The following is a 20,457-nucleotide window of genomic DNA, read 5'->3' as shown; positions in this document are numbered from 1 at the left end:
TACATAAACAAATAAGCATAATCTCATCCAATATCATATCTAAAAAATCCTTCAGGCCACTCTAAAAAACTCAGAGCTGAATATACTTTACCTTTAGCTTCTTCTATTGTTTTCCCATACGCAACAATATTTAATACTCTTCCACTATCAGCAACCCAATTTCCTTCCATATCTCGTTGAGTACCTGCATGAAATACTAAAACATCATGCATACCTTCAATTTGATCTAAACCTTTAATTACAGTCCCTGTTTTATAATCATCAGGATATCCTTTACTTACTACAACAACACATACCGTAGATGTATTATTAAGTTTTACAGTGTTAATATTTAATTTCTGCTGTGTGATTGACAGCATTAATTCTAGCAAATCGCACTCCAATCTAGGCAGTATTACTTGCGTTTCTGGGTCACCAAATCGCACATTGTATTCAAGAAGCTTCGGGCCATCTTTAGTAATCATTAACCCAGCAAAAAGGACCCCTCTATATGGTGTACCCATATTTGCTAACGCTTGAACTGTAGGATGTATTATTCTTTCAATAATTTTTTGTTCCATATTTTTACTCATCATTAAAGGTGATGAACACGATCCCATACCACCAGTATTTGATCCTTTATTATTTTCCAATATTCTTTTATAGTCCCTAGCACAGCCAAGTACTGTTGTTTTTACACCATCAATAAAGACAAAAAAACTGATTTCTTCTCCCACTAGAAATTCTTCTATGATTATTTCTTCACCTGATTTACCAAATTTTTTCTCTACAAGCATCAGGTCTATCGCTGAGAATGCCTCATCTTCTGTATTACATATTATCACACCTTTTCCTGCTGCCAAACCATTTGCCTTTACTACTAGTGGGCACCGTATTTTATTATTTCTTATAAAATTTTTTGCTAAACTTTCATCAATAAAATACCCATATTTCGCTGTCGGTATGCCATATTGCTTACATAATTCCTTTGTAAAAGATTTTTCTGCTTCAAGTTTTGCAGCTGCTTTACTTGGAGCAAAAACATTTATATCTTCTGCTGCCAAACTATCAGAAAGCCCATTTATTATCTGTTTCTCTGGACCAATAACCACCAATCCTATATTTTCTCTCTTGCAAAACTGTACTACATCTATTGGGTCATCAATATCTATATTAACAAGAGTGGCTAAATTTTGCATAGCTTGTCGACCAGAAGCTACATATAGCTGCGTTAACAGCGGTGACTTGCTTAAAGACCATAGTATTGCATGCTCACGCCCACCAGAACCTATTACTAAAACTTTCATCTCTACTTATCCTTTATAAATTTTATCTACTATTTTTACATAACAAAAATTAACGCAAACTAAAAATAGTGTGACATCCAATATATTTTTGCAACACATTTGGCATTGTAATTGATCCATCAGAGTTTTGATAATTTTCCATTATAGCAATAATAGTTCTACCTATAGCCAAAGCTGACCCATTCAAAGTATGTAAGTATTTTTTTGTTCTAGAAACTTTAGCGTTCATCCTTCTCGCTTGAAATGCTCCGCAATTTGAACAACTAGATATTTCCCTATATTGACTCTGTCCAGGCAACCATACTTCTATATCATAGGTCTTCTGCGCAGCAAAACTCATATCGCCACAGCCTAATAACACCACTCTATATGGAAGTTCAAGCCTTCTTAATACTTCTTCAGCAATATTTACCATACGTTCAAGCTCAATACTTGATTGATCCTCATCAGTAATGCTCACTAATTCAACTTTACCAAATTGATGCTGCCTCATCATACCCTTAGTATCCCGTCCAGCACTACCTGCTTCTTTACGAAAACACTCTGAATATGCAGTAAATCTAGTCGGCAATACCTCTTCATTAACAAATTTATCTGCAACTAAATTGGTAAGCGCCACTTCACTTGTAGGAATTAGCCTCAACCCATTACTGGTTAAATATGAATCGTCAGAAAATTTAGGTAACTGTCCAACATTATACATTGCTTTATCTTTTACCAATGCAGGATGATATACCTCAGTATAGCTAAATTCATTGGTGTGCATATCAAGCATAAAATTAATTAATGCACGCCCCAGTTTAGCCAATTCTCCTTGTAACATTACAAATCGTGACCCAGAAATTTGTGCTGCTTGCGTAAAATTCATTAACCCTAGCCTTTCTCCTAATTCATAATGTAATTTGGGTACAAAAGTAAATTGTTTTTTTTCCCCCGATTCTTTTACTTCCACTGAACTTTCACCAATGGGCAAATTCTCTTCTGGTACATTAGGTAAATTAGAAAGCAGGTTTAATAACTTCTCTTTTACCACCTTTTCCTTCAGGTGCACCATCTCTATTTCACTTGTAATATTTTGTGACAACATTATCTCACTTTCACATGTATTTTGGCTTGCTTTGAGCTCCCTTATTTGTGTAGTAAGCTCATTGCGCTGTTTATGTAAACCCTGCGCTTTAGTTATCAATGCACGATCCTCTTGATCAAGCTTCAATATTTCAGCAGAAACAGGTTGAGTTAAACCCCTGCTTTTCATTGCTTTATCAAATAAATTAGGGTTTTGCCTTATATACTCTATATCGTGCATATCTTATATCGATCCCACTATAACTTACCCTAAAATTTCCTTATACTCAACAAAATTTAATTTGACACTTTATTTAGCAATATATTATAATAATGCATAGTATGTGGTGAGATTATATGGTACATGACAGTAGTAAACATAATTTAGATAAAGATAGTGGCGTAGCAGACTGTGAGTCGCTAAATAGCGTGAGCTCTTGTTCTTCAAGTAGTGGTACTGATGGCAGTTTCAACTCTTATATAGAAGATATAAAAACCCTTGTTCACCAAACAAATAGAGAAAATTATATTTACTGGCTACGACAACATGACATTGCAGATATTGCAAGAGTTGTGTACAGGTATAAAGAACCTCAAGAAGAACCTCAAAATGAAAGCACAGTAGAGGATGTCTTTTTCTATGTTATAGGTGACTTCGATCACTTCCGTGAAAAATTGCAAAAATATAAGGACATGGTAATAAAACAAGAAAATCGACAAATAATATTCAGTTCAATTCTGAATGTAGGTAGTATTCACTGGGTTACACTTGTTATTAAGTATAATCACGACAATCAAGATTTCACTGTATATTACTGCGATTCATTTGGTAGAAGCCTGCCGTTTTTTAGTAATAGTAAAGCACAAGATGTACAAAAAACACTCGGAGTGTGTCTGGAAGAACGTAAACAAAATAAAATAACAGTACCATTAAACAATGATCGGATAACAAGTGCATTGAACGAAATTTTAAAGACATATACTGTAAGTAGTCCTAAAGTTAAACAACAAAATGATGGATACAATTGTGGTATTTTTGCTCTTGTCAACTTAGGCAGGATAACACGAATGTTCAAAAAAGGCAGATCCATTGAAGAAATCAATGATGCATACGCAAATTATGCACTTACCAAGGAAAAACTCAATAAAATAAGGAAAGATTATAGTATCAAACTTCAAAATGATAAAATATGGCAGGAAAGGGCCTCATACGGGCCAGAGTACTTTGAAGACAGAAACATATCACCACCTTCTGAAGACAGAAACACATCTGAAGACAGAAACACATCACCTTCTACATTCTTAATTGCTGTTACACTTACTATCGCAATTAGTGCTTCATGTTACTTAAAATTGAAAGTATCAGCAGAAGCTATGATAATAACAGCTCTTATATGTATTGCAGCTATAATAATCATTGCGCTACTTCAAGATTGTATTAAATCTAACAGTGGGGTCCTTAGTAGTCCTCAACTTACTCCTCATAATATTCAACTTACACCTCAACTATAGATCAAGACAAGGGATTAGAATAACCTTTTGTTTATACCTCATAAAAAGTAATACTTTCAATAACTTGGTTTTTCCGATACTTTTGGTAAAAATATGCAGAATATTTATCTATAAAAACGTACCTGGTAGTTTCCAGATTTGTTGTATTTCTTATAAAAAATGGCAAAATCTGTTTTGTTTACCTGCATACAGCAATATATGCACAAATTTTACGTTGTCTTTTTACATAACTATCTACTTGGATATGAGTAGTTTACTTGAATATAAGTAACAGTCTCTATGATGTATTTTCATGAACTTTTTATTTATGTTCTATCCTCAAGGTATAGCTTTAAACTATATATGTTTCTCTTGCTTATCAATTACGTTTACAATTTTTACACCACTGCTGTAGCAATTTTCTCGTTGATTCACAGCTTTTTACTTACTTATAAAGCTATTTCATATTAGCAATCACTATTTTTGGTTATTTAAAAATAAATTTTAGGAATACCATATTCACTATTAATTAATAATTAACATGTGTAATTTGTTAATAAAACTTTGATTTATTATTTTCCTTAGTTATACATATTACTAAATTATAAATTATTTATGGGGTGTTGAGTATGCGTATATTATTAATTGAAGATGATCCAGTCAGTGCGAAAACAGTTGTCAATGCGTTAAATTCCGACGGACATTTTTGCGATGTTGTAACATCTGCACAAGATTATAGCAATAATATGGTCTTTTCAAATGGAGACTGCTATGACTTAGTCATCCTAGATATACATTTACCTGGAGATATTGATGGATATGATATATTACTAAGGTTAAGAAGTGCAAAAATTAAAGTACCTGTTTTAATACTTTCATGCATATCTGCCGTAAACCATAAAACCAAAGGCTTGAGATATGGCGCTGATGATTATTTAACTAAACCATTTCATAAAAGTGAATTACTAGCCAGAATCAAAGCTATAATACGTCGTACTAAAGGTCATCCAGAATCAGTCATAAAAATTGGTAACATCCATATTAATTTTGATCATAGAATCGTTCAAGTTAAGGGTAACACAGTACATCTCACCAACAAAGAATATTCTATGATAGAATTACTTGCCCTACGTAAAGGAACAGTATTAACAAAAGAGATGTTTTTAAACCATTTGTATAACGGCTTAGATGAGCCTTCGGACAATAAAATAGTTGATGTATTTATGTGCAAACTGCGTAAAAAGCTTGAAAATGCTAATGATGGCAGAAGCCATATAGAAACTGTATGGGGCAGAGGATATGTGTTAAAAGAATTCGCTGATGATGAAGAATATTCTGATCTAAATGTAAATGAGAGTAAATAAAAACAACCAAAATTAGTTGCATGAAAGTTTTATCAAGATCTACGTACTAGGTAGTGTACACTTAACGCAGCTAAAGAATAGAAGAAGCAAAAGCAACAAAACCAAGGAAAGAGGATTTCTTTATCGAAACAAGAGAAAATACGTCTAAAGTGCTTAATTTTACTAAAAAACACTCGATTATTAGGTTTAGTCCTTTGTAAAGATGTCAAAATTTTCGTATTTTATCTTCTTTCTTTACTCGAATATTTTTGATAGTTTTCAAAAACTCATGGATTATTTTCCAATCTTCTATTTTTATGTAAAATTTATACATGGTAGCATCTCCTTATATTTGTACAATAAAAAGATGTTACATCATTTTTTTATATTATTGTATTTCCCTGGTTCCATAAGTACACACTACCTAGCAATCCAGATTTTTTATCAACATTAATGGGATAGCAAAGGGATAATACAAGCAGCATCAAAAAAACAGGGAATAGCCAATAACGCAACAAACAAAGTTAAAAGTAATTAGTAGGCAAAAGAAGCCAAATCAAAACCACTTTTTACACAATATGAAATATGTGCCTTAATATCTGCTATAAGAGAATATCCTTCTGCTTTGTCACTAGTTTCTGAGCATATAGTGCCATTCCTTTCTTCTTCATTTAAGGAAGCTTCAAGAGTTTCAAGCAAACTATCAGTAATCCTGATCTTTGTAAATTGTGATTGTAATGAAAGTAAGTTACTTCTATCCAAGATGCCGCTACATACACACTGGTCATGACTAATAGGTAACCTACTAAAGAATTCTTGTTCTCGTTGGGGACTTATAAGGGTTTCCACAATATCTACATTTAATCCAAAATCTGATTTAAATATATTGTCTACAATATCAGTTGTAACACCAACTTTCAAATCACATCTGTAGTGCAATCCTTCACCCAGATAAGAACATAGAGCCTCTAATGCATACTGATAAAAATCAGCGGAATGATTATGGAGAGGTTGGTTAAATATTAAATCTTTCAAAGCCATGTTTACTTTTACACCAAAATCACCATCAAATACCTTTGAAACTTCCTCGTATAAATGATTATCATTCGAACCAATTGCTTTTTCCAAGTCTTCAATCCTAACTGCATAGGAAGAAACATAAATCCCCATTTTGTACTCTATTAATTATAATTGTATTAGAGTATATACTTTTTTTTTACTTAAAGCAAGGTGCATTTTTTACAATCGTCTTCAATCTCGTACTATTTTTGAATAGACCCATTGCGAAATGCCAGAAGAAGAAATAAGGATGAGATGAGTGCAAGAATAAGAAAGAGTATTGAAGGTTCAGCAATGATATTGAATCTCATATTGTGTTTCTTCTAAAAATTACGGTAAATATGTGACATAATTTTGAAAATCTTTATTTGCCTAATCTTATGTGCTATTTTCATTCTTAATTTTTTATTACTGCTCTGGTGTTAAAGGTTTCTTACGATACCTTTTATAAGGAATAACAACTTTACTCTGTAACTTTTGCCATCCTTGATATCCAGAATCTGTATACTTATACTATTTTTAGGTAAAAACTTTCTCTTGCTTCCTGATACGAAAGTCATGTGTGCTTACTGCATATTACTTGGATACTTTTTCCATTTCTTTCCATAAGAATCTCAGTTTTTACTGTGTACGCTTTCTTTTTACCAGGAATAACTCTTCTTTTTCTTTTTCCAATTCTTTGGAAGTTGTATAGGTTGCTCTGTAACATCTGCCAAGATTTCCATCTGGTTCTATCTTTTATAATGTTGATCTTCTTTGCTAATAACGGTTCTATTGTCTGTAGTAATCTGTATATATTAGATTCATATAATTTTATTATTCTCTTCAACCTTCTCCCTCTCAGGACTGACTTCTTCTACTAAATTCTTTGATGCCTACTCCTGTTAATTGCTTGAATATTCTTGCCCTGTTTTGAGCTTTTTATAATTTATGCCCATCTCATATACACAAAATTACCTGTTTACACTTTCTTCCTTTCTTTCGCAATAGGTTTTGTCTTTTGTCAAGATAAAAAACTGAACTAACCACAATGAGAAAATAACTTTTTAAAAGCCATTTTCACTGTAACAGATCATACTTAAGCTACTTACTTAGATTAGTAGTCCCAATTACCTGCATCGGTTTAGATAAGATTAGCTAAAAGACACTTACTATATACTCACAGCAGGTCCTGATGCTGTATGTAGTGGCCTACCACAGTAGGTCTCTTTTTCTATCCTTCTACCATTGACTTTTAGGATTTGCAATTTACTTTTATACGAAGATATAGTCAACATATGCCCAGCTATCGAACATCCTATACCCATTAGGCCTATTACAGGACAAATAACAGCACCAATAGTAGTAGCAGCATGTGCATTCATAGATAATACCAATGTAATCAATATTATCCTTCTCATCAATAACATGGAAGAACCTGTAAGCAGCAATCCAGCTGCAGCTCTATCTTTACTATAAGTGTTAGGACATTTTTCAAGGTTTGTTTTTTTATTGTTAATGTAGAAAGAAGTAGAATTTATACTGAAATCTACTAAATTGGAACATAAGAATGCTATCTCATCTATTGTTACCTTTTGTGCTAATACTTCTTGTGCTAAAAATATATTAACTATATCACTGATAATTACTAGTGCAGTTGTAACAGCTTCAACGTAGTTGAAATAATCCTGTATATCGTATGTTTTTTTATTATTTTTTTCATTTTTCTCTTCTAATTCTTTGAATTCTTGTTCTTTTTTATGTATTTTTCTCTTATTATAAATAAGATATATTACACAGATAAGGGATAAAGCTTCAAATGGCATAATTGTGTGCTCTAATGCATTGCCTATCAATTGCAATAATACATCATGACTACATACTGTAGTCAAATTGATTGCCATTAATGCTGCAAATGGAATCATAGGCACTAAAGCGACATATTTGTTCCATAACTCTTTTTTTCTTAATTCTAATATTTCTTGACCTAGTTTTGATCGCATTTCTGCTACTGATTCTTTCTGAATCATCAACCAAAAATCTTGAAAGAAATCTTCTTGTTCAAAATCTTGAGAGTAATCTTTTTGTTTGGAACATGGCTCTTTTAGCTTCTTTCTAATTTTTCTTATTATGGGTGACCAAAAACCTCGTAATAAATTCTTTGATGCAAATTGTGATTTTTTTTCAAGACTCTCTATAGTTCTAAACCAAAAATCTTGAAAAATATCTTCAGCAGATTCGATACGAGCTGCTTTTATAGAATTTATTTTTTTTATAAATTTTTGATTATGAAAAAGACTTGTATTTTCTGTCAAGCTGTGCATGTCAACTCCACTTACTTGACTTATTATACATAATAAATCTTAAAAAGTCAATAAAAATATTAATATTTAAATCTGTTTTATCCCTACCACAACATATCTATAACCTGACCATACTGTTATTAGTGCTGCACACCATAAACAAATTACCCCTACTTCTTTCACTACAATATAATCATCTAGTATCAAAGCTATTACAGCTATCATCTGAAAAAATGTCTTTATTTTACCTACTTTACTAACTGGTAAACTAACATTAACTGTGATAAGAAATTCTCGTAATCCAGAGACTAATATTTCTCTACAAATAATTATAATTGATGGTATAACTGTGAAGTCATCTACTTTATGCTTATAAATCAGCATAATAATTGTTGACACTACTATAAGCTTATCTGCAATCGGATCAAGTAGCTTGCCAAATCTGGACTGAACCTTCCACATACGTGCTAAATAACCATCAAAAAAATCTGTAATACATGCAAATGTAAAAGTAAGTATTGTGATCAGGTTAGCATATCTATTCTGTATATAAAAACTTAGTACTATGACTGGTATTGCAAGCACACGAGATATCGTAAGTAAGTTTGGCAGGTTTTTCTTGAACATAATATCTATAATATAGAATAATCAACTTATAACGTTGTACAGCATAATACACAAGTTTAACTTATTTTAAATAAAATGCAGAGAATAGATCGTTATTGATTACCCTTTTTACCGATCACAACCACGTTATCACCTGAAAAGAAGTAATCAGGTATTACCATATTTTTAGGTGCAGGTCCTCCAATAACACGACCTGATGTATCATAATATGAACCATGGCAAGGGCAAAACCATCCATTTCCATCCTTAGTTTCATGGTCAATTGGCACACAACCGAGATGTGTACATATGCCAAGCATAATTAACCATTCATCTTTACCTTTATGTACTCGTTGTTCATCTGATTGAGGATCACGCAAAGTTTTTATATCAACGGCCCTAGCTGCTTCTACTTCCTTATGAGTGCGTTTACGAATAAATACAGGCTTACCTTGCCACTTTACTTTTTTCCCCTTCCCTGCTAAAATCTCTGATAGGTTGACTTCTACTGTAGACATTGCTATAACTTCAGCAGAAGGGCTTATAGATTTAATGAGTGGCCATACCGTACTTGCAGCTCCTATACCTGCCATTGCACAAGTTGTTAACGTTAAAAAATCCCTTCTAGTTCTACATATAGGATTTTTTTTGATAATGTTACTTTTCTTTGAAGCCATCTGTCATTTGTATCCACCTAAGTATAGAGTATAATTTAATCAAACTTAATCAATAAAAACTTGTGATTAGTGAGAAAGCAGTAATAGAAAAATTGAAAAGCGTTATAGATCTAAAAAGCGGTCAAGATGTTATTTCTCTAGGAATAATATCTTCAATTGTTATTAAGGAAGGGCATGTTGGTTTTGCACTGGAACTTTCTACTACTCAGGCATTTTCTCAAAGAATAGAGGAATTAAGGAAACAATGTGAGGAAACTGTTAAATCACTCCCTGGTGTAACAAAAGTGACTATAGTTATCACACAACAAGCAGTAAATTCTGCACAACGAACAAAACTTAATATTGATGGTGTACAAAAAACTATTATTGTTGCTTCAGGTAAAGGAGGCGTAGGAAAATCTACGATTGCTTTGTATCTTGCATTATTTTTAGCAAAATTAAAATACAAAACTGCTTTAGTTGATGCAGATATATATGGTCCATCAATTCCACAAATGTTAGGCACTCAGAATTTACAACCTGTAATACGTAATGGTAAAGCTATACCAATAGAAAAATATGGTATTTACACTACTTCTATTGGTTATTTTATTGATCAAGGTCGTGCTGCAATATGGCGTGGTCCTATGGTCACAAAAGCACTTTACAATTTATTAATTGGAAATAAGTGGAATGATATAGAATATATGATAATTGATACCCCACCAGGCACAGGAGATATACACCTGAGCCTAGCTGAAAAATTCAATTTAACAGGTACGGTTTTAGTGTCAACTCCGCAAATGCTTGCTTTAAATGATGTGCGCAAAGCTTATGATATGTTTAAGAAATTAAACATACCAATTATTGGCATTGTAGAGAATATGAGCTATTTTATATATAATGGCATGAAAATTCATATATTTGGTAGAGAAGATATGTCTAAAGAATTACAGATTAAACTTTTAGGTAGAATTCCTATAGATCAGAAGATATGTCAAGCTACTGATAGTGGTAACCCTTTAAAGTTAAATCAAGACTTAATAACAATGTACCAAGAAATTGCACTGAGTGTTATCAGGGCTTTAACAAAACAATAAATACTTTGCAGTAAAATAATTCCATGTTACAAACGCAACCAAAAAAGGTATGCCTATACGATTTTGGCAGCCTTCTCAATAAATAACAATTTTACACAGAGCTTCATGCCATTTCTTTTGACCTCTAGAAGCCTGCTCTACTTTAGGATTATCTATAACTGAAGAATAGGTATTTAAAAAGTTGCATACATTTTGATGCTTATTTATCAAATGAGTTATGGAAATTACACAGTCAATTGCTATGGCACGATATAATTGTTTAAATATAGCTGTTAAATCTAATGCTCCTCCATTTTGTGAATTACTAGATCTTTTGCGAAACAGAAAATTATTGCAAAAGAGTAAAAAATGTGTCTTTTTGATAAAATTTTTCTTGTTTTAAAGGCTATCCAACTTAATAGTTCTTTGGACCTCAGAAAATTTTCTGAGCATTAATTTCGCAAAAGGTCTACTTTTTGCATTATCATATAATGCTTTAAATTTAACATCAATGTTATCCAAACTATTAGATAATATTTTTTGCACTGCACAAAATATAGGCGTTCTTAAACATACCTACAGAGCCTTATCTACAGCACACAAATCAGAATATGGCAATACACCTGTTTCATATATTTCAAGTGGCAAGTAAAAAGCTTCTGAAAGAGCTTGATTATTTTAGGCATGCCCACCACTATAGAATCTGTTAATTCTACACATAAGTGGAAGTGAATTAATTGAGAAAGTTATTGCGAGTAATCTTTTCTTGCATTGTCACAAGATGTATGCTGTATTCTCTAATTCATATGCTATTTCACCTGCGGTATTTTTTATAAAAGGATTTGCTCCAGCCTGTATAAAAATCCGTACCAATTGATCTCTATTATCCTGGTTATTAGGTAACATACGCAAAGGTGTACGTCCTTTATGATCTTGTGCATTAACATCTGCATCATATCGTATCAAAACATTTATCAGATCTGCATTACCAGTTTCAGCAGCAAAATGTAAAGCTCTATATCCTTGAAACCCATAATTAAAACCCATAATTTCTTACATTTACACATGCACCTTTTTTGAGCACAGCAGTTACAACTTCGACATTATTATTGCGAGCAGCCCAATGTAAAATTGTATACCTGTTATTATCTGATATATTAATATCTGTTTTAATAATTGAGCATTCGTATACATTGCACATTTTGACACCAGCGAGCAACCACAAGCGCAGCTGTCTCTTCTTTGTCATTTTTTGCCTCCTTATCTGCATTGTTACGTAATAAATGATCTATCACTTCCGTATTAGAATTGCACATAGCCAAATGTAAAGGACTATTTCTTTCAAAATCTTTTACGTTAACACTTGCTCCTTCTGCTATCATAACCTTTGCTATTGCTATGCAATTATTCTTACAAACTAAGCATAACAACGTACTACTACAAAAAAACTTATAATCTAAAGCCTGCTGCCCATTTCTTAAATTCTCCTTCCAATTGCTGCTTTAACTGTTCATTAATTATATACTTATAATTAGTTCTATGGTCAGAAGAATTTTTTACTGTTGCCTCTACTGCACGCAATATTTTAGATAGCCACTCATCTATGCGTTTTGCTGCGCTTTTTTTATTATTCCACCCCATCAATTATACTATATCACTTATTACATGTATTTTCCACTGATATTTCTATCACACTTTTCTCTTTAATATATTTTTTAATTCTTTTTATATAAGGTCTATCAATGCAGTCCCATAGCATGTTTAATAAAACGTCTTTTTATTGAATGAGAATTTTCAACTACCATTAAACCAAAATTTCTTAATACTTTAAGGCAGAATATTTTATTAGAAAACAATCTATTTAATCCATCAGTTGCAGCAGCCATAGTAATATTGTCGCAAAATTGATTGCGTGAAATTTTTTTTAATAGATAATTGCTACCGATATCGATACCTGTTGTCTTTGCAGTAACTATATGCCTCACAGCAGTATCTACATCTCTTATACCAAGATTTAGTCCCTGGCCTGCAATTGGATGAATGGAATGTGCTGTATCACCAATAAGTAAGACTCTATTCTGATACAAATTCTTTGCAAAGGCAAAGTTTAAAGGATAAGACTTTATTTTGCTGTCTAGATTAATCGTACCTAAGTAGGAACCAAATCTTTTTTCAAGTTCTACAATAAATTCTTGTGGGGATAAACTCATTAACATTTGTGAAATCTCAGATTTTTCTGTCCATACTATTGAAGAACTATACCCACCTTTCATCGGTAATATTGCAAATGGACCACCTGGAAAAAAACGTTCAACTGCAAGATTTTCATGGTGTAATTCGTGTGTTACATTACATACTATGCTATTCTGTTTATAATCGAATTTTACTTTGGGTATGGAAAATAATTCGTGTAATTTAGAGTTTTTGCCTTCAGCACAAATTAATAGGGATGATATTAATTTTTTGCTATCATCCAGAATAACTTGTACATATCCAGAATCACAGGAAATTGTCTTATAAGAACATGGACAATATAAATTGAGTTTGTGCAGAAAGCACTTATTTATAGCACTCCATATAATGGAATTATCAATAACATACCCCATAGGTTCACTACCTACTGTTTTATGGTTATAATGTACACTTACTGGACTATTACCATCTAATATACATATATCGAATATAGGTTCAGCATCTGCATGTATAAATTTCCATATCCCAAATCTTTCTAGTATTTGTTTTGACCCTTGAGCAATGGCAAATGCCCTGTTATCATCTGTTACACGTGGTAAAGTGTTTTTTTCGATTACTGCTACAGATATAGACTGATGACTTAAGCCAATCGCAGTAATCAATCCAAGCAAACCACCACCTGAAATAATTACATCATAATTCATCTGATTTTGCCTAAAACGTATTTTACCACATGATCAACGTTAATTTTAAAATGCTCATACAACACTTTATACGGTGCTGATTCTCCAAAATCTTTCATACCAATAAATATACCATCTGAACCTATATATTTATGCCATCCTACATCACTTCCTGCTTCAATTGCAACTTTTATACTGTCATTAACTAATAACGTTGATTTATATTTATTATCTTGCTCATCGAAAATTCTCCAACAAGGCATAGAAACTATTCTTATACCGATACCCATTTTTTGTAATTTCTCATATGCTTCTATGGCAATACATAGTTCAGATCCTGTAGCAAATATTGTAACATCTAGTTTTCCAGAACATTCACGTAGAATATACGCACCAAGTTTTGATAGATTATTGGACTGCGTATTAAACTTACGTACATAATTTACATTTTGCCTTGAAAGTGCAAAAAGTGACGGAGAATCATTTTTCTCTAGTGCAATGCTTATGCATTCCAAAGTTTCAATTGCATCAGCTGGTCTAAAAACATATAAATTTGGTATAGCTCGCAAAGAAGCTAAATGTTCTATTGGTTGATGAGTTGGACCATCTTCACCAACACCAATAGAATCATGAGTCATAACATATATAACTTGTTGTTTCATCAAAGCTGCAAGACGTATAGATGGGCGACAGTAATCGGAAAATACCAAAAAAGTACCACCATAAGGTATTATACCTCCATGTAGGGCCATCCCATTCATACATGCTGCCATGCCATGCTCCCTTACACCGTAGTAAATGTAAGAACCATTGTACTGACTGCTATTAATAGCTTGCATATGTTGGTATTTGGTACAATTCGACCCAGTAAGATCTGCAGAGCCACCAATTAATTCAGGCATAAATTTAGTCAAAGATTCCATCACTCTACCAAATGAAGAACGTGTAGCTTCATTTGGCATGGAATCATAAATTTGCTTCTTTAAATTATTAATGATTACGTTGAAATCATCTGGTAAATGTTTATCTATTCTTCTTTGCAATACATTATCTTCAACTTTATCGTAATTTTGCTTTGCTCTTTCAGTTGTTTTGTCCCATGCACTTTTTATATGTTCCGGTACATAAAAAGGCTCATCACTCCAGTTTAGTTCCTTTCTCATGTTTCTCATATCTTCTTCTGTTAAAGCACCACTATGTGCAGAAGATGTGCCAGCACGACTCGAAAATTTGCCTATAATAGTTTTGCAGCAAATTAGAGAAGGCCTATCAGATTTGTGTGCTTGTTCTATAGCTAATGAAATAGCATTAAAATCATGTCCATCAATCTTACTAGTATTCCACCCATATGCTAAAAATCGCTTTTCTATATTATCAGAACAAGCAAGACTAGTTTTACCATCTATAGTGATATCATTGTCATCAAAAAAAACTATCAATTTATTAAGTTTAAGATTACCAGCAAGTGATGCAGCTTCATGGCTTATTCCCTCCATAAGGCATCCATCTCCAACCATTACGTATGTGTAATGGTTAACTTTAAAGCGTGCTCTGAGTATTGCTTCAGCAAGTGCCATACCAACTGCACAGGCAAAGCCTTGGCCTAATGGGCCAGTTGTTGCTTCTACTCCAGATGTAATACCATATTCCGGATGTCCTGGAGTTTTTGAACCTAATTGCCTAAAATTTTTCAATTCATCAATATTTATATAGCCTATAAGATATAGAATAGCATATAACAACATTGAACCATGTCCATTGGATAAAACAAAACGATCTCTGTTAAACCACTTTTGATCATCATGATTATAATTCATAAATTTAGCAAATAATACGGTGGCAACGTCTGCCATACCTAGCGGCATACCAGGATGCCCTGAATTAGCCTTATATGTAGCGTCTACTGATAAGAACCTTACAGCATTTGCCATAGAGTGATATAGGTCATTCATATTTCAAAGTTTTTAAAGTTCATTATAAGACATCGCTTCAGTAAAAACAAGTTGACACTTAGCATCAAAGCACTTAATAATTTACAATTAGGTAAGTGGATTTATGACAAATATTATCAACAGAAAGTATAGAATAAGTCGTAGGCTCGGTATAAATTTATGGGGTAGAGCAAAAGACCCTGTGAACAAAAGAAAGTACCCTCCTGGTCAGCATGGCACTCTTGGGTTTAAAAAGTTATCTGATTTTGGAAAACAGTTTGCTGCACATAAGAAGTTTAAGTTTTATTATGCAATTTCTAGTAAGCAATTAAGGTCTATCTTTATGGATGCTTATACCAAAAAAGGTTATACTGCTGATAATTTTATAGGATTTTTGGAATCTAGGCTCAGTTCTATATTATATCATTCTGGTCTAGTACCTACAATCTATTCCGCAAAACAATTGGTATCTCATAAACATGTAACAGTAAATGATAAGATTGTTAATATTTCAAGTTATAGAGCAAAGCCAGGAGATGTCGTAAAAATAAGAGAAAGAGCGTCAAAGATTCCTATAGTAGAGGAAGCGATACAAAGACAAGAGCGTAAATTACCAGATTATTTAGAAGTAAGTCATGAGGAACGCTCTATAAAGTATTTGAGGGTGCCTAAATATTCCGAAGTACTTTATCCATCTGACATGGAAGTTAATTTAGTAGTTGAGTTTTATTCTAGGTAAAGTAGATGCCCGTGTGGCGGAATTGGCAGACGCAGCGGACTTAAAATCCGTGGGGTAAAACCTTGGGAGTTCAAGTCTCCCCATGGGCACCATATCTGATAGGTTTTTGTATGAAGTGGCTTGATGTAGAAGATATAGCTGAATCATTGGTAGAGAAGTTTCCATATGAAGATGTAATAAATATTAAATTTACTGATCTTAAGAATAAAATTATGGATCTCGAAGATTTTGATGACGATAAAAAGCGTTGTAATGAAAAGATACTTGAAGCTGTTCAAGCAGCTTGGCTTGAGTTAATAAAATGAATAAAATGCCCAGAATACCAGCAGCTATATATGATCTTTTTCTAAAATAAGGCAGCTATTCTTCTTTATTGTTTTTATCGTTATTGTTTTTATCGTTATTTAAATTTTTATTTTCGCTTCTTTGAATCAGTTCTAATTGTATTTGATAATTAACGCAGTCAACATAATTAGCTAGTTCACGATATTCTTCATCAGTGTAATATTCACCAGATTCCTTTTTTTCAAGAAACAAATCCTTTAACTCAGAAAATTCAGTATTACCTCCCAATACAATATCTTTTTCTATATTACTAATATCTGATAGTAATAAACTAATTGCTAGCAGATCCAAAGTATCGATACTTGATAGATTATCCAGGTTATCCAAAATACTTAATACTTTATCCCTTTCTAATGCAATTTCTTTATCTTCATTGTAAATTCTAGACAACAACTTTTCATCACTCATGAATTTTTCATTGAAAGCTTTATTAAGCTTAACAAAATTAATATCATATTGACTGAGATTATCCCATAACATATCCATTCTTGCTCTACGTGCATTCAATACATCATTATAATCACCTAGTATTATATTACCATCACTATCCTGTGTTAATTCATAATACTCAAATCCCTTAAAAATTTTTTCATCCATCATCTCTTTGCCTATTTGTTGTGCTTCTCCTTCGTATTGTGTTTGCTTCCACACCAATAGTCCTATCGCGAAGTTTCTTCAAAAAGTCTTTGCGATATAGCTTAGCCATATAAAATATGTTATCAACTTTATGGTCTTGATTTGCAAGATCTTTATTATATAAATGCATTTTTAGACGAGCTTTTTTGCTTTCTGCAGCAAGTCCAGCATGTTCCAAGCTAAATTTTATAGCATCCTTTAAAAGATAACCCATATGTCCATTATTTTCAATCGTATAACCCACAAAATAACCTAAATGAGCACCTACACACTTTCTATAATAATCTAGAGAATTATGGAGTTTGTTATTAGAAGAAAGGTGTGTTTCATCAATTCCAAATATTTTAAAAATCCTTTTCTCATAAGCTTTAACATCATGGTCATGAGAAGTAATCATTTGGGTTGTTAAAACAGCAGTATCAACTATCTTACGTCCTGTATTAATGCCTGTTTCTAACACTCCTCCAACCACTGGAAGTCTCCCTACAAGCTTTGCTGTTCCACCAGCAAGCTTATCAGGCAATGCTTTAATAGCATTACCCCCCTTACGCAAGTGAAAACCAATATACTGTTGCCACTGTGCTTTCAATCCATGTATCAAACTAACTACAGGTGATGAATTATACATATCAGATATCGTGCCCATACTAAAACCACCCTGTCCAAGATTTCTACCTAATTCTTGTGCTACACCACGCAAAGCAAACATTAAAAATGACAATAATAATAACGTCAATACCTCTGATAGGTCAATTAAATAACCATTCTGTATGTCATATATTCTACTGATATCACTCCCATTTTTGTCATGTGGATCATAATAAGGATAATCTACATAGCGTTCTCCTCTTGTACTATACTCAGGTGGAATGTCAATATCCTTTATACCACCAGTAAATTTCAGTCTACCACCATTTCCTTTCAAATCTTCTACTTTCTTATCCAGGCCAGAAGATGTACCAACAGGCGTATAAGGTACAAAAACTTGCCCCATAGTCCAATTAAAGAAGGGTGGTGCACATTGACCCCCTATAAAAGGAACTCCTTGTGGAATACAGAACCATAGCCATTTATTATAACATGCAGTAAAACCTAATTGCTTATAAAAACTACCCATTATAACAGAAGAAAATAACGCTAATAAAGTATACATTATCATCGACTGAAAACATAAACTAATTAAAAGCTTTAACCAACCCTCAAAAAGCTGTTTTAGTGGTGAAAATAAAATTGACAGAATGAATAGCGGCATAATAGCCATAAGAAAAGCTACGCCAACAAAACCAGACAGAAATATAACAAAAGCATATATGCACAATATGAGATATATAGCTATTGCTACAATGATCACTGGTACGATAAAAATACTGAGTGGTAGGTTAGATAATGAAAGTGCTAACATTTTCCTAAAAGTTGCATATGATGTAAATGTCTGTAATATATCGTCCATAAAATCAAATGTAACTTCACTTCTAGCAATCCCAGAAAAATCTGAAACTGTTTTTATAAAAGATTCGAGAGCATAAATAAAAAATCCAAAGAAAAAATTATAAAAAAACTGAAAACTGCCAGGGGATATCAGTGTTACTATTAATGAAACCTTTACTATTCTGAAAATAAAGTCACGGTACACATCTCTCACCATACCAAAGATATACAGCAGTGCAGATATTACTACAAATAAACAAAGCAAGGAAACTACCAAATTATGAAAACGTACACTTTTTTGTGTGATATTATAGAACATTTCATGGGCAACACTCTTATCATGCGTGTTATCCTTTTCAATTAATAATAATTCCTTTAAAAACCTGTAAATATTATCGAAAAGAGTTGAGCGATTAGCACTGGCTCCACTTAGAACTTCCAAAGAGTAACCACCTGCATTATCAAAGTAATAACTATCTAATATTTTTATATATATCTCTAACCCTTCAGATAATTTAAAATCTGAACACTCAACACCTTCTCCTGTAAAATGGAAAACACCATTTTGTACGTTGTGACCTATATGTATTGTCTGAGATTTAGGATAACGCATATGTTCAAGTGTGCTATTGGGATCTGGATCTTCAGGTCTTTTAAATAGAAGATATGCACCATAACCATCAGTGAACCAGCATGGTATGTCATTTTCATTTATAGATTTACAATCTCCAGCACAGCCTTTACCGATATCTTCATTGCTGGTGTGATAATTTTGACATAATTTATCAAACCCTGGTAATGCGTTATCTTCTTTCCCTGGTAATGCGTTATCTTCTTTATCTTTATACCTTAATTCCTCTAATTTTGTTAAATCCAAATTATCACGTTTTGATTCCTTACTATTATTTTCATTACAAGATGCCCATGCACCAGTAATTCGTATTTTTAACTCTTTTCCATTAGTGACTAACCCAGTATTTTTCCATCTAACAACTTGATCGGCATGAAAACCATAACTTAATTCTCCTGTCTTAGGGTCTAACGCATTTCCATCATTTGGCTTGAATGCATCAAGCTCATCACTTGAATAACCAGCTTTCACAGTAATAGGTTCAGGACCAAAATAATCAGGAGATATACATCTTGGAAAAGGCATGCAGTACACATAATCCGTCACTAATATACAAAACAATAACCAAAACCAATTTTTGCTTAGCATATTAAACTCTGTTCACCATAAAATCTTACTTTCTTTCAATAATTAGTCTTCATCGCCTTAAGGTCTATTCGACACTCCACTTCTCAGCCGAATACTAGGTTTACTTTGACCAGTACTATCTTCTGGTTCTTTATTTTTTACTTCTGCTATATATTGTTGAGTCTCCCTATCAAGACCAACCGGGAATAATAAAGCTTGTGATGCACTACTAGATATTTTACTTATACTCTGAATTCCCACCCATGAACTAAATATTGTTTCTGTAATCGTTCCCGATACCTGAATAAATTGATCTATAACATTAGCAAGTATAAAATATATTAATGCTTGAATAATATCTATGGGCAACGAGGCAAAGTGTCCACCACTTTTTACCTGAGTATTTAATGCAGCATCTACACTAGTATTAGGATCAT

The 20,457-nt window shown here is 32.7% G+C and carries 19 protein-coding genes, 1 tRNA gene and 2 pseudogenes; 6 read left to right on the top strand and 16 right to left on the bottom strand.

Annotated elements, in window-relative coordinates; all coding sequences use genetic code 11:
- Window positions 1–23: 23 nt before the first annotated feature.
- Together purD and serS are read right to left on the bottom strand one after the other, a co-directional pair.
- Complete coding sequence (gene purD, locus BIY23_RS01200) at window positions 24–1,286, bottom strand: phosphoribosylamine--glycine ligase (protein ID WP_070064735.1); 1,263 nt, start codon at window positions 1,284–1,286, stop codon at window positions 24–26.
- A gap of 49 nt (window positions 1,287–1,335) precedes the next feature.
- Window positions 1,336–2,592: a serine--tRNA ligase gene (gene serS / locus BIY23_RS01195; protein WP_070064734.1), complete on the bottom strand. Its 1,257-nt coding sequence runs from the start codon at window positions 2,590–2,592 to the stop codon at window positions 1,336–1,338.
- 116 nt (window positions 2,593–2,708) lie between these two features.
- Here serS and BIY23_RS01190 point away from each other — a divergent pair, with 116 nt between their 5' ends.
- Window positions 2,709–3,863, top strand: coding sequence for a Ulp1 family isopeptidase (locus BIY23_RS01190; RefSeq protein ID WP_070064733.1), 1,155 nt, complete (start codon window positions 2,709–2,711; stop codon window positions 3,861–3,863).
- 608 nt (window positions 3,864–4,471) lie between these two features.
- Complete coding sequence (locus BIY23_RS01185; protein ID WP_070064732.1) at window positions 4,472–5,206, top strand: response regulator transcription factor; 735 nt, start codon at window positions 4,472–4,474, stop codon at window positions 5,204–5,206.
- Between the two features lie 513 nt (window positions 5,207–5,719).
- On the opposite strand, the gene BIY23_RS01180 is transcribed toward BIY23_RS01185, so the two are convergent.
- From BIY23_RS01180 to petA, 5 genes and pseudogenes are all read right to left on the bottom strand, one after another.
- Window positions 5,720–6,355 carry a DUF7691 family protein gene (locus BIY23_RS01180; protein WP_070064731.1) on the bottom strand — a complete coding sequence of 212 codons (636 nt, stop codon included), beginning with the start codon at window positions 6,353–6,355 and terminating at the stop codon, window positions 5,720–5,722.
- A 215-nt stretch (window positions 6,356–6,570) separates the two neighbouring features.
- Window positions 6,571–7,064, bottom strand: a pseudogene (locus BIY23_RS05370) (transposase family protein); the annotation flags it as partial.
- Between the two features lie 331 nt (window positions 7,065–7,395).
- Window positions 7,396–8,547: a hypothetical protein gene (locus tag BIY23_RS01170; RefSeq protein WP_070064729.1), complete on the bottom strand. Its 1,152-nt coding sequence runs from the start codon at window positions 8,545–8,547 to the stop codon at window positions 7,396–7,398.
- A gap of 66 nt (window positions 8,548–8,613) precedes the next feature.
- Entirely contained in the window at window positions 8,614–9,153 is a 540-nt protein-coding gene (pgsA, locus tag BIY23_RS01165) for a CDP-diacylglycerol--glycerol-3-phosphate 3-phosphatidyltransferase (protein ID WP_070064728.1), read from the bottom strand.
- A 92-nt stretch (window positions 9,154–9,245) separates the two neighbouring features.
- Window positions 9,246–9,809, bottom strand: coding sequence for a ubiquinol-cytochrome c reductase iron-sulfur subunit (petA, locus tag BIY23_RS01160; RefSeq protein ID WP_070064727.1), 564 nt, complete (start codon window positions 9,807–9,809; stop codon window positions 9,246–9,248).
- A 62-nt stretch (window positions 9,810–9,871) separates the two neighbouring features.
- Here petA and BIY23_RS01155 point away from each other — a divergent pair, with 62 nt between their 5' ends.
- Window positions 9,872–10,888, top strand: coding sequence for an Mrp/NBP35 family ATP-binding protein (locus BIY23_RS01155; protein WP_070064726.1), 1,017 nt, complete (start codon window positions 9,872–9,874; stop codon window positions 10,886–10,888).
- A gap of 753 nt (window positions 10,889–11,641) precedes the next feature.
- On the opposite strand, the gene BIY23_RS01150 is transcribed toward BIY23_RS01155, so the two are convergent.
- The 6 genes from BIY23_RS01150 to tkt all read right to left on the bottom strand — a co-directional run bounded on the left by BIY23_RS01150 (window position 11,642) and on the right by tkt (window position 15,695).
- The gene (locus BIY23_RS01150; RefSeq protein ID WP_070064725.1) at window positions 11,642–11,914 is read right to left on the bottom strand and encodes an ankyrin repeat domain-containing protein; all 273 of its coding nucleotides are present in this window, start codon (window positions 11,912–11,914) and stop codon (window positions 11,642–11,644) included.
- On the bottom strand, window positions 11,904–12,068 hold the full coding sequence (locus BIY23_RS05640; protein WP_186820126.1) for an ankyrin repeat domain-containing protein: 165 nt from the start codon (window positions 12,066–12,068) through the stop codon (window positions 11,904–11,906). Before BIY23_RS05640 ends, BIY23_RS01150 begins: the two co-directional genes overlap by 11 nt.
- Window positions 12,037–12,297 (bottom strand): ankyrin repeat domain-containing protein, encoded by a 261-nt coding sequence (locus tag BIY23_RS01145; protein ID WP_081326506.1) that lies wholly within the window; start codon window positions 12,295–12,297, stop codon window positions 12,037–12,039. Before BIY23_RS01145 ends, BIY23_RS05640 begins: the two co-directional genes overlap by 32 nt.
- 19 nt (window positions 12,298–12,316) lie before the next feature.
- Complete coding sequence (locus BIY23_RS01140; RefSeq protein ID WP_070064723.1) at window positions 12,317–12,508, bottom strand: hypothetical protein; 192 nt, start codon at window positions 12,506–12,508, stop codon at window positions 12,317–12,319.
- Between the two features lie 98 nt (window positions 12,509–12,606).
- The gene (gene ubiH, locus BIY23_RS01135) at window positions 12,607–13,764 is read right to left on the bottom strand and encodes a 2-octaprenyl-6-methoxyphenyl hydroxylase (RefSeq protein ID WP_070064722.1); all 1,158 of its coding nucleotides are present in this window, start codon (window positions 13,762–13,764) and stop codon (window positions 12,607–12,609) included.
- Complete coding sequence (tkt, locus tag BIY23_RS01130; protein WP_070064721.1) at window positions 13,761–15,695, bottom strand: transketolase; 1,935 nt, start codon at window positions 15,693–15,695, stop codon at window positions 13,761–13,763. The genes ubiH and tkt overlap by 4 nt, the downstream gene beginning before the upstream one ends.
- A 103-nt stretch (window positions 15,696–15,798) precedes the next feature.
- Here tkt and rpsD point away from each other — a divergent pair, with 103 nt between their 5' ends.
- The 3 genes from rpsD to iscX all read left to right on the top strand — a co-directional run bounded on the left by rpsD (window position 15,799) and on the right by iscX (window position 16,718).
- Window positions 15,799–16,413 carry a 30S ribosomal protein S4 gene (rpsD, locus tag BIY23_RS01125; protein WP_070064720.1) on the top strand — a complete coding sequence of 205 codons (615 nt, stop codon included), beginning with the start codon at window positions 15,799–15,801 and terminating at the stop codon, window positions 16,411–16,413.
- Between the two features lie 7 nt (window positions 16,414–16,420).
- Window positions 16,421–16,505 (top strand) — tRNA-Leu (locus BIY23_RS01120).
- 18 nt (window positions 16,506–16,523) lie between these two features.
- Window positions 16,524–16,718: a Fe-S cluster assembly protein IscX gene (iscX, locus tag BIY23_RS01115; protein ID WP_070064850.1), complete on the top strand. Its 195-nt coding sequence runs from the start codon at window positions 16,524–16,526 to the stop codon at window positions 16,716–16,718.
- Window positions 16,719–16,773: 55 nt separating this feature from the next.
- On the opposite strand, the gene BIY23_RS01110 is transcribed toward iscX, so the two are convergent.
- The 3 genes and pseudogenes from BIY23_RS01110 to BIY23_RS05055 all read right to left on the bottom strand — a co-directional run.
- On the bottom strand, window positions 16,774–17,358 hold the full coding sequence (locus BIY23_RS01110; protein WP_070064719.1) for a WD_0853 family protein: 585 nt from the start codon (window positions 17,356–17,358) through the stop codon (window positions 16,774–16,776).
- The gene (locus tag BIY23_RS01105; RefSeq protein WP_081326505.1) at window positions 17,348–20,041 is read right to left on the bottom strand and encodes a TrbL/VirB6 family protein; all 2,694 of its coding nucleotides are present in this window, start codon (window positions 20,039–20,041) and stop codon (window positions 17,348–17,350) included. Before BIY23_RS01105 ends, BIY23_RS01110 begins: the two co-directional genes overlap by 11 nt.
- Before the next feature lie 57 nt (window positions 20,042–20,098).
- Window positions 20,099–20,457: pseudogene (locus tag BIY23_RS05055) on the bottom strand (type IV secretion system protein); the annotation flags it as partial.

The organism is Wolbachia pipientis (genome assembly GCF_001752665.1).
Classification (GTDB): domain Bacteria; phylum Pseudomonadota; class Alphaproteobacteria; order Rickettsiales; family Anaplasmataceae; genus Wolbachia; species Wolbachia pipientis_A.
This window is presented reverse-complemented; position numbering and strand designations above follow the sequence as displayed.

What these genes read in the sequence shown, in the direction of transcription:
- purD (WP_070064735.1), bottom strand. Translation starts at nt 1,286, where the DNA reads ATGAAAGTTTTAGTAATAGGTTCTGGTGGGCGTGAGCATGCAATACTA.
- serS (WP_070064734.1), bottom strand. Translation starts at nt 2,592, where the DNA reads ATGCACGATATAGAGTATATAAGGCAAAACCCTAATTTATTTGATAAA.
- BIY23_RS01190 (WP_070064733.1), top strand. Translation starts at nt 2,709, where the DNA reads ATGGTACATGACAGTAGTAAACATAATTTAGATAAAGATAGTGGCGTA.
- BIY23_RS01185 (WP_070064732.1), top strand. Translation starts at nt 4,472, where the DNA reads ATGCGTATATTATTAATTGAAGATGATCCAGTCAGTGCGAAAACAGTT.
- BIY23_RS01180 (WP_070064731.1), bottom strand. Translation starts at nt 6,355, where the DNA reads ATGGGGATTTATGTTTCTTCCTATGCAGTTAGGATTGAAGACTTGGAA.
- BIY23_RS01170 (WP_070064729.1), bottom strand. Translation starts at nt 8,547, where the DNA reads ATGCACAGCTTGACAGAAAATACAAGTCTTTTTCATAATCAAAAATTT.
- pgsA (WP_070064728.1), bottom strand. Translation starts at nt 9,153, where the DNA reads ATGTTCAAGAAAAACCTGCCAAACTTACTTACGATATCTCGTGTGCTT.
- petA (WP_070064727.1), bottom strand. Translation starts at nt 9,809, where the DNA reads ATGGCTTCAAAGAAAAGTAACATTATCAAAAAAAATCCTATATGTAGA.
- BIY23_RS01150 (WP_070064725.1), bottom strand. Translation starts at nt 11,914, where the DNA reads ATGGGTTTTAATTATGGGTTTCAAGGATATAGAGCTTTACATTTTGCT.
- BIY23_RS05640 (WP_186820126.1), bottom strand. Translation starts at nt 12,068, where the DNA reads ATGTGCAATGTATACGAATGCTCAATTATTAAAACAGATATTAATATA.
- BIY23_RS01140 (WP_070064723.1), bottom strand. Translation starts at nt 12,508, where the DNA reads ATGGGGTGGAATAATAAAAAAAGCGCAGCAAAACGCATAGATGAGTGG.
- ubiH (WP_070064722.1), bottom strand. Translation starts at nt 13,764, where the DNA reads ATGAATTATGATGTAATTATTTCAGGTGGTGGTTTGCTTGGATTGATT.
- tkt (WP_070064721.1), bottom strand. Translation starts at nt 15,695, where the DNA reads ATGAATGACCTATATCACTCTATGGCAAATGCTGTAAGGTTCTTATCA.
- rpsD (WP_070064720.1), top strand. Translation starts at nt 15,799, where the DNA reads ATGACAAATATTATCAACAGAAAGTATAGAATAAGTCGTAGGCTCGGT.
- iscX (WP_070064850.1), top strand. Translation starts at nt 16,524, where the DNA reads ATGAAGTGGCTTGATGTAGAAGATATAGCTGAATCATTGGTAGAGAAG.
- BIY23_RS01110 (WP_070064719.1), bottom strand. Translation starts at nt 17,358, where the DNA reads ATGATGGATGAAAAAATTTTTAAGGGATTTGAGTATTATGAATTAACA.
- BIY23_RS01105 (WP_081326505.1), bottom strand. Translation starts at nt 20,041, where the DNA reads ATGCTAAGCAAAAATTGGTTTTGGTTATTGTTTTGTATATTAGTGACG.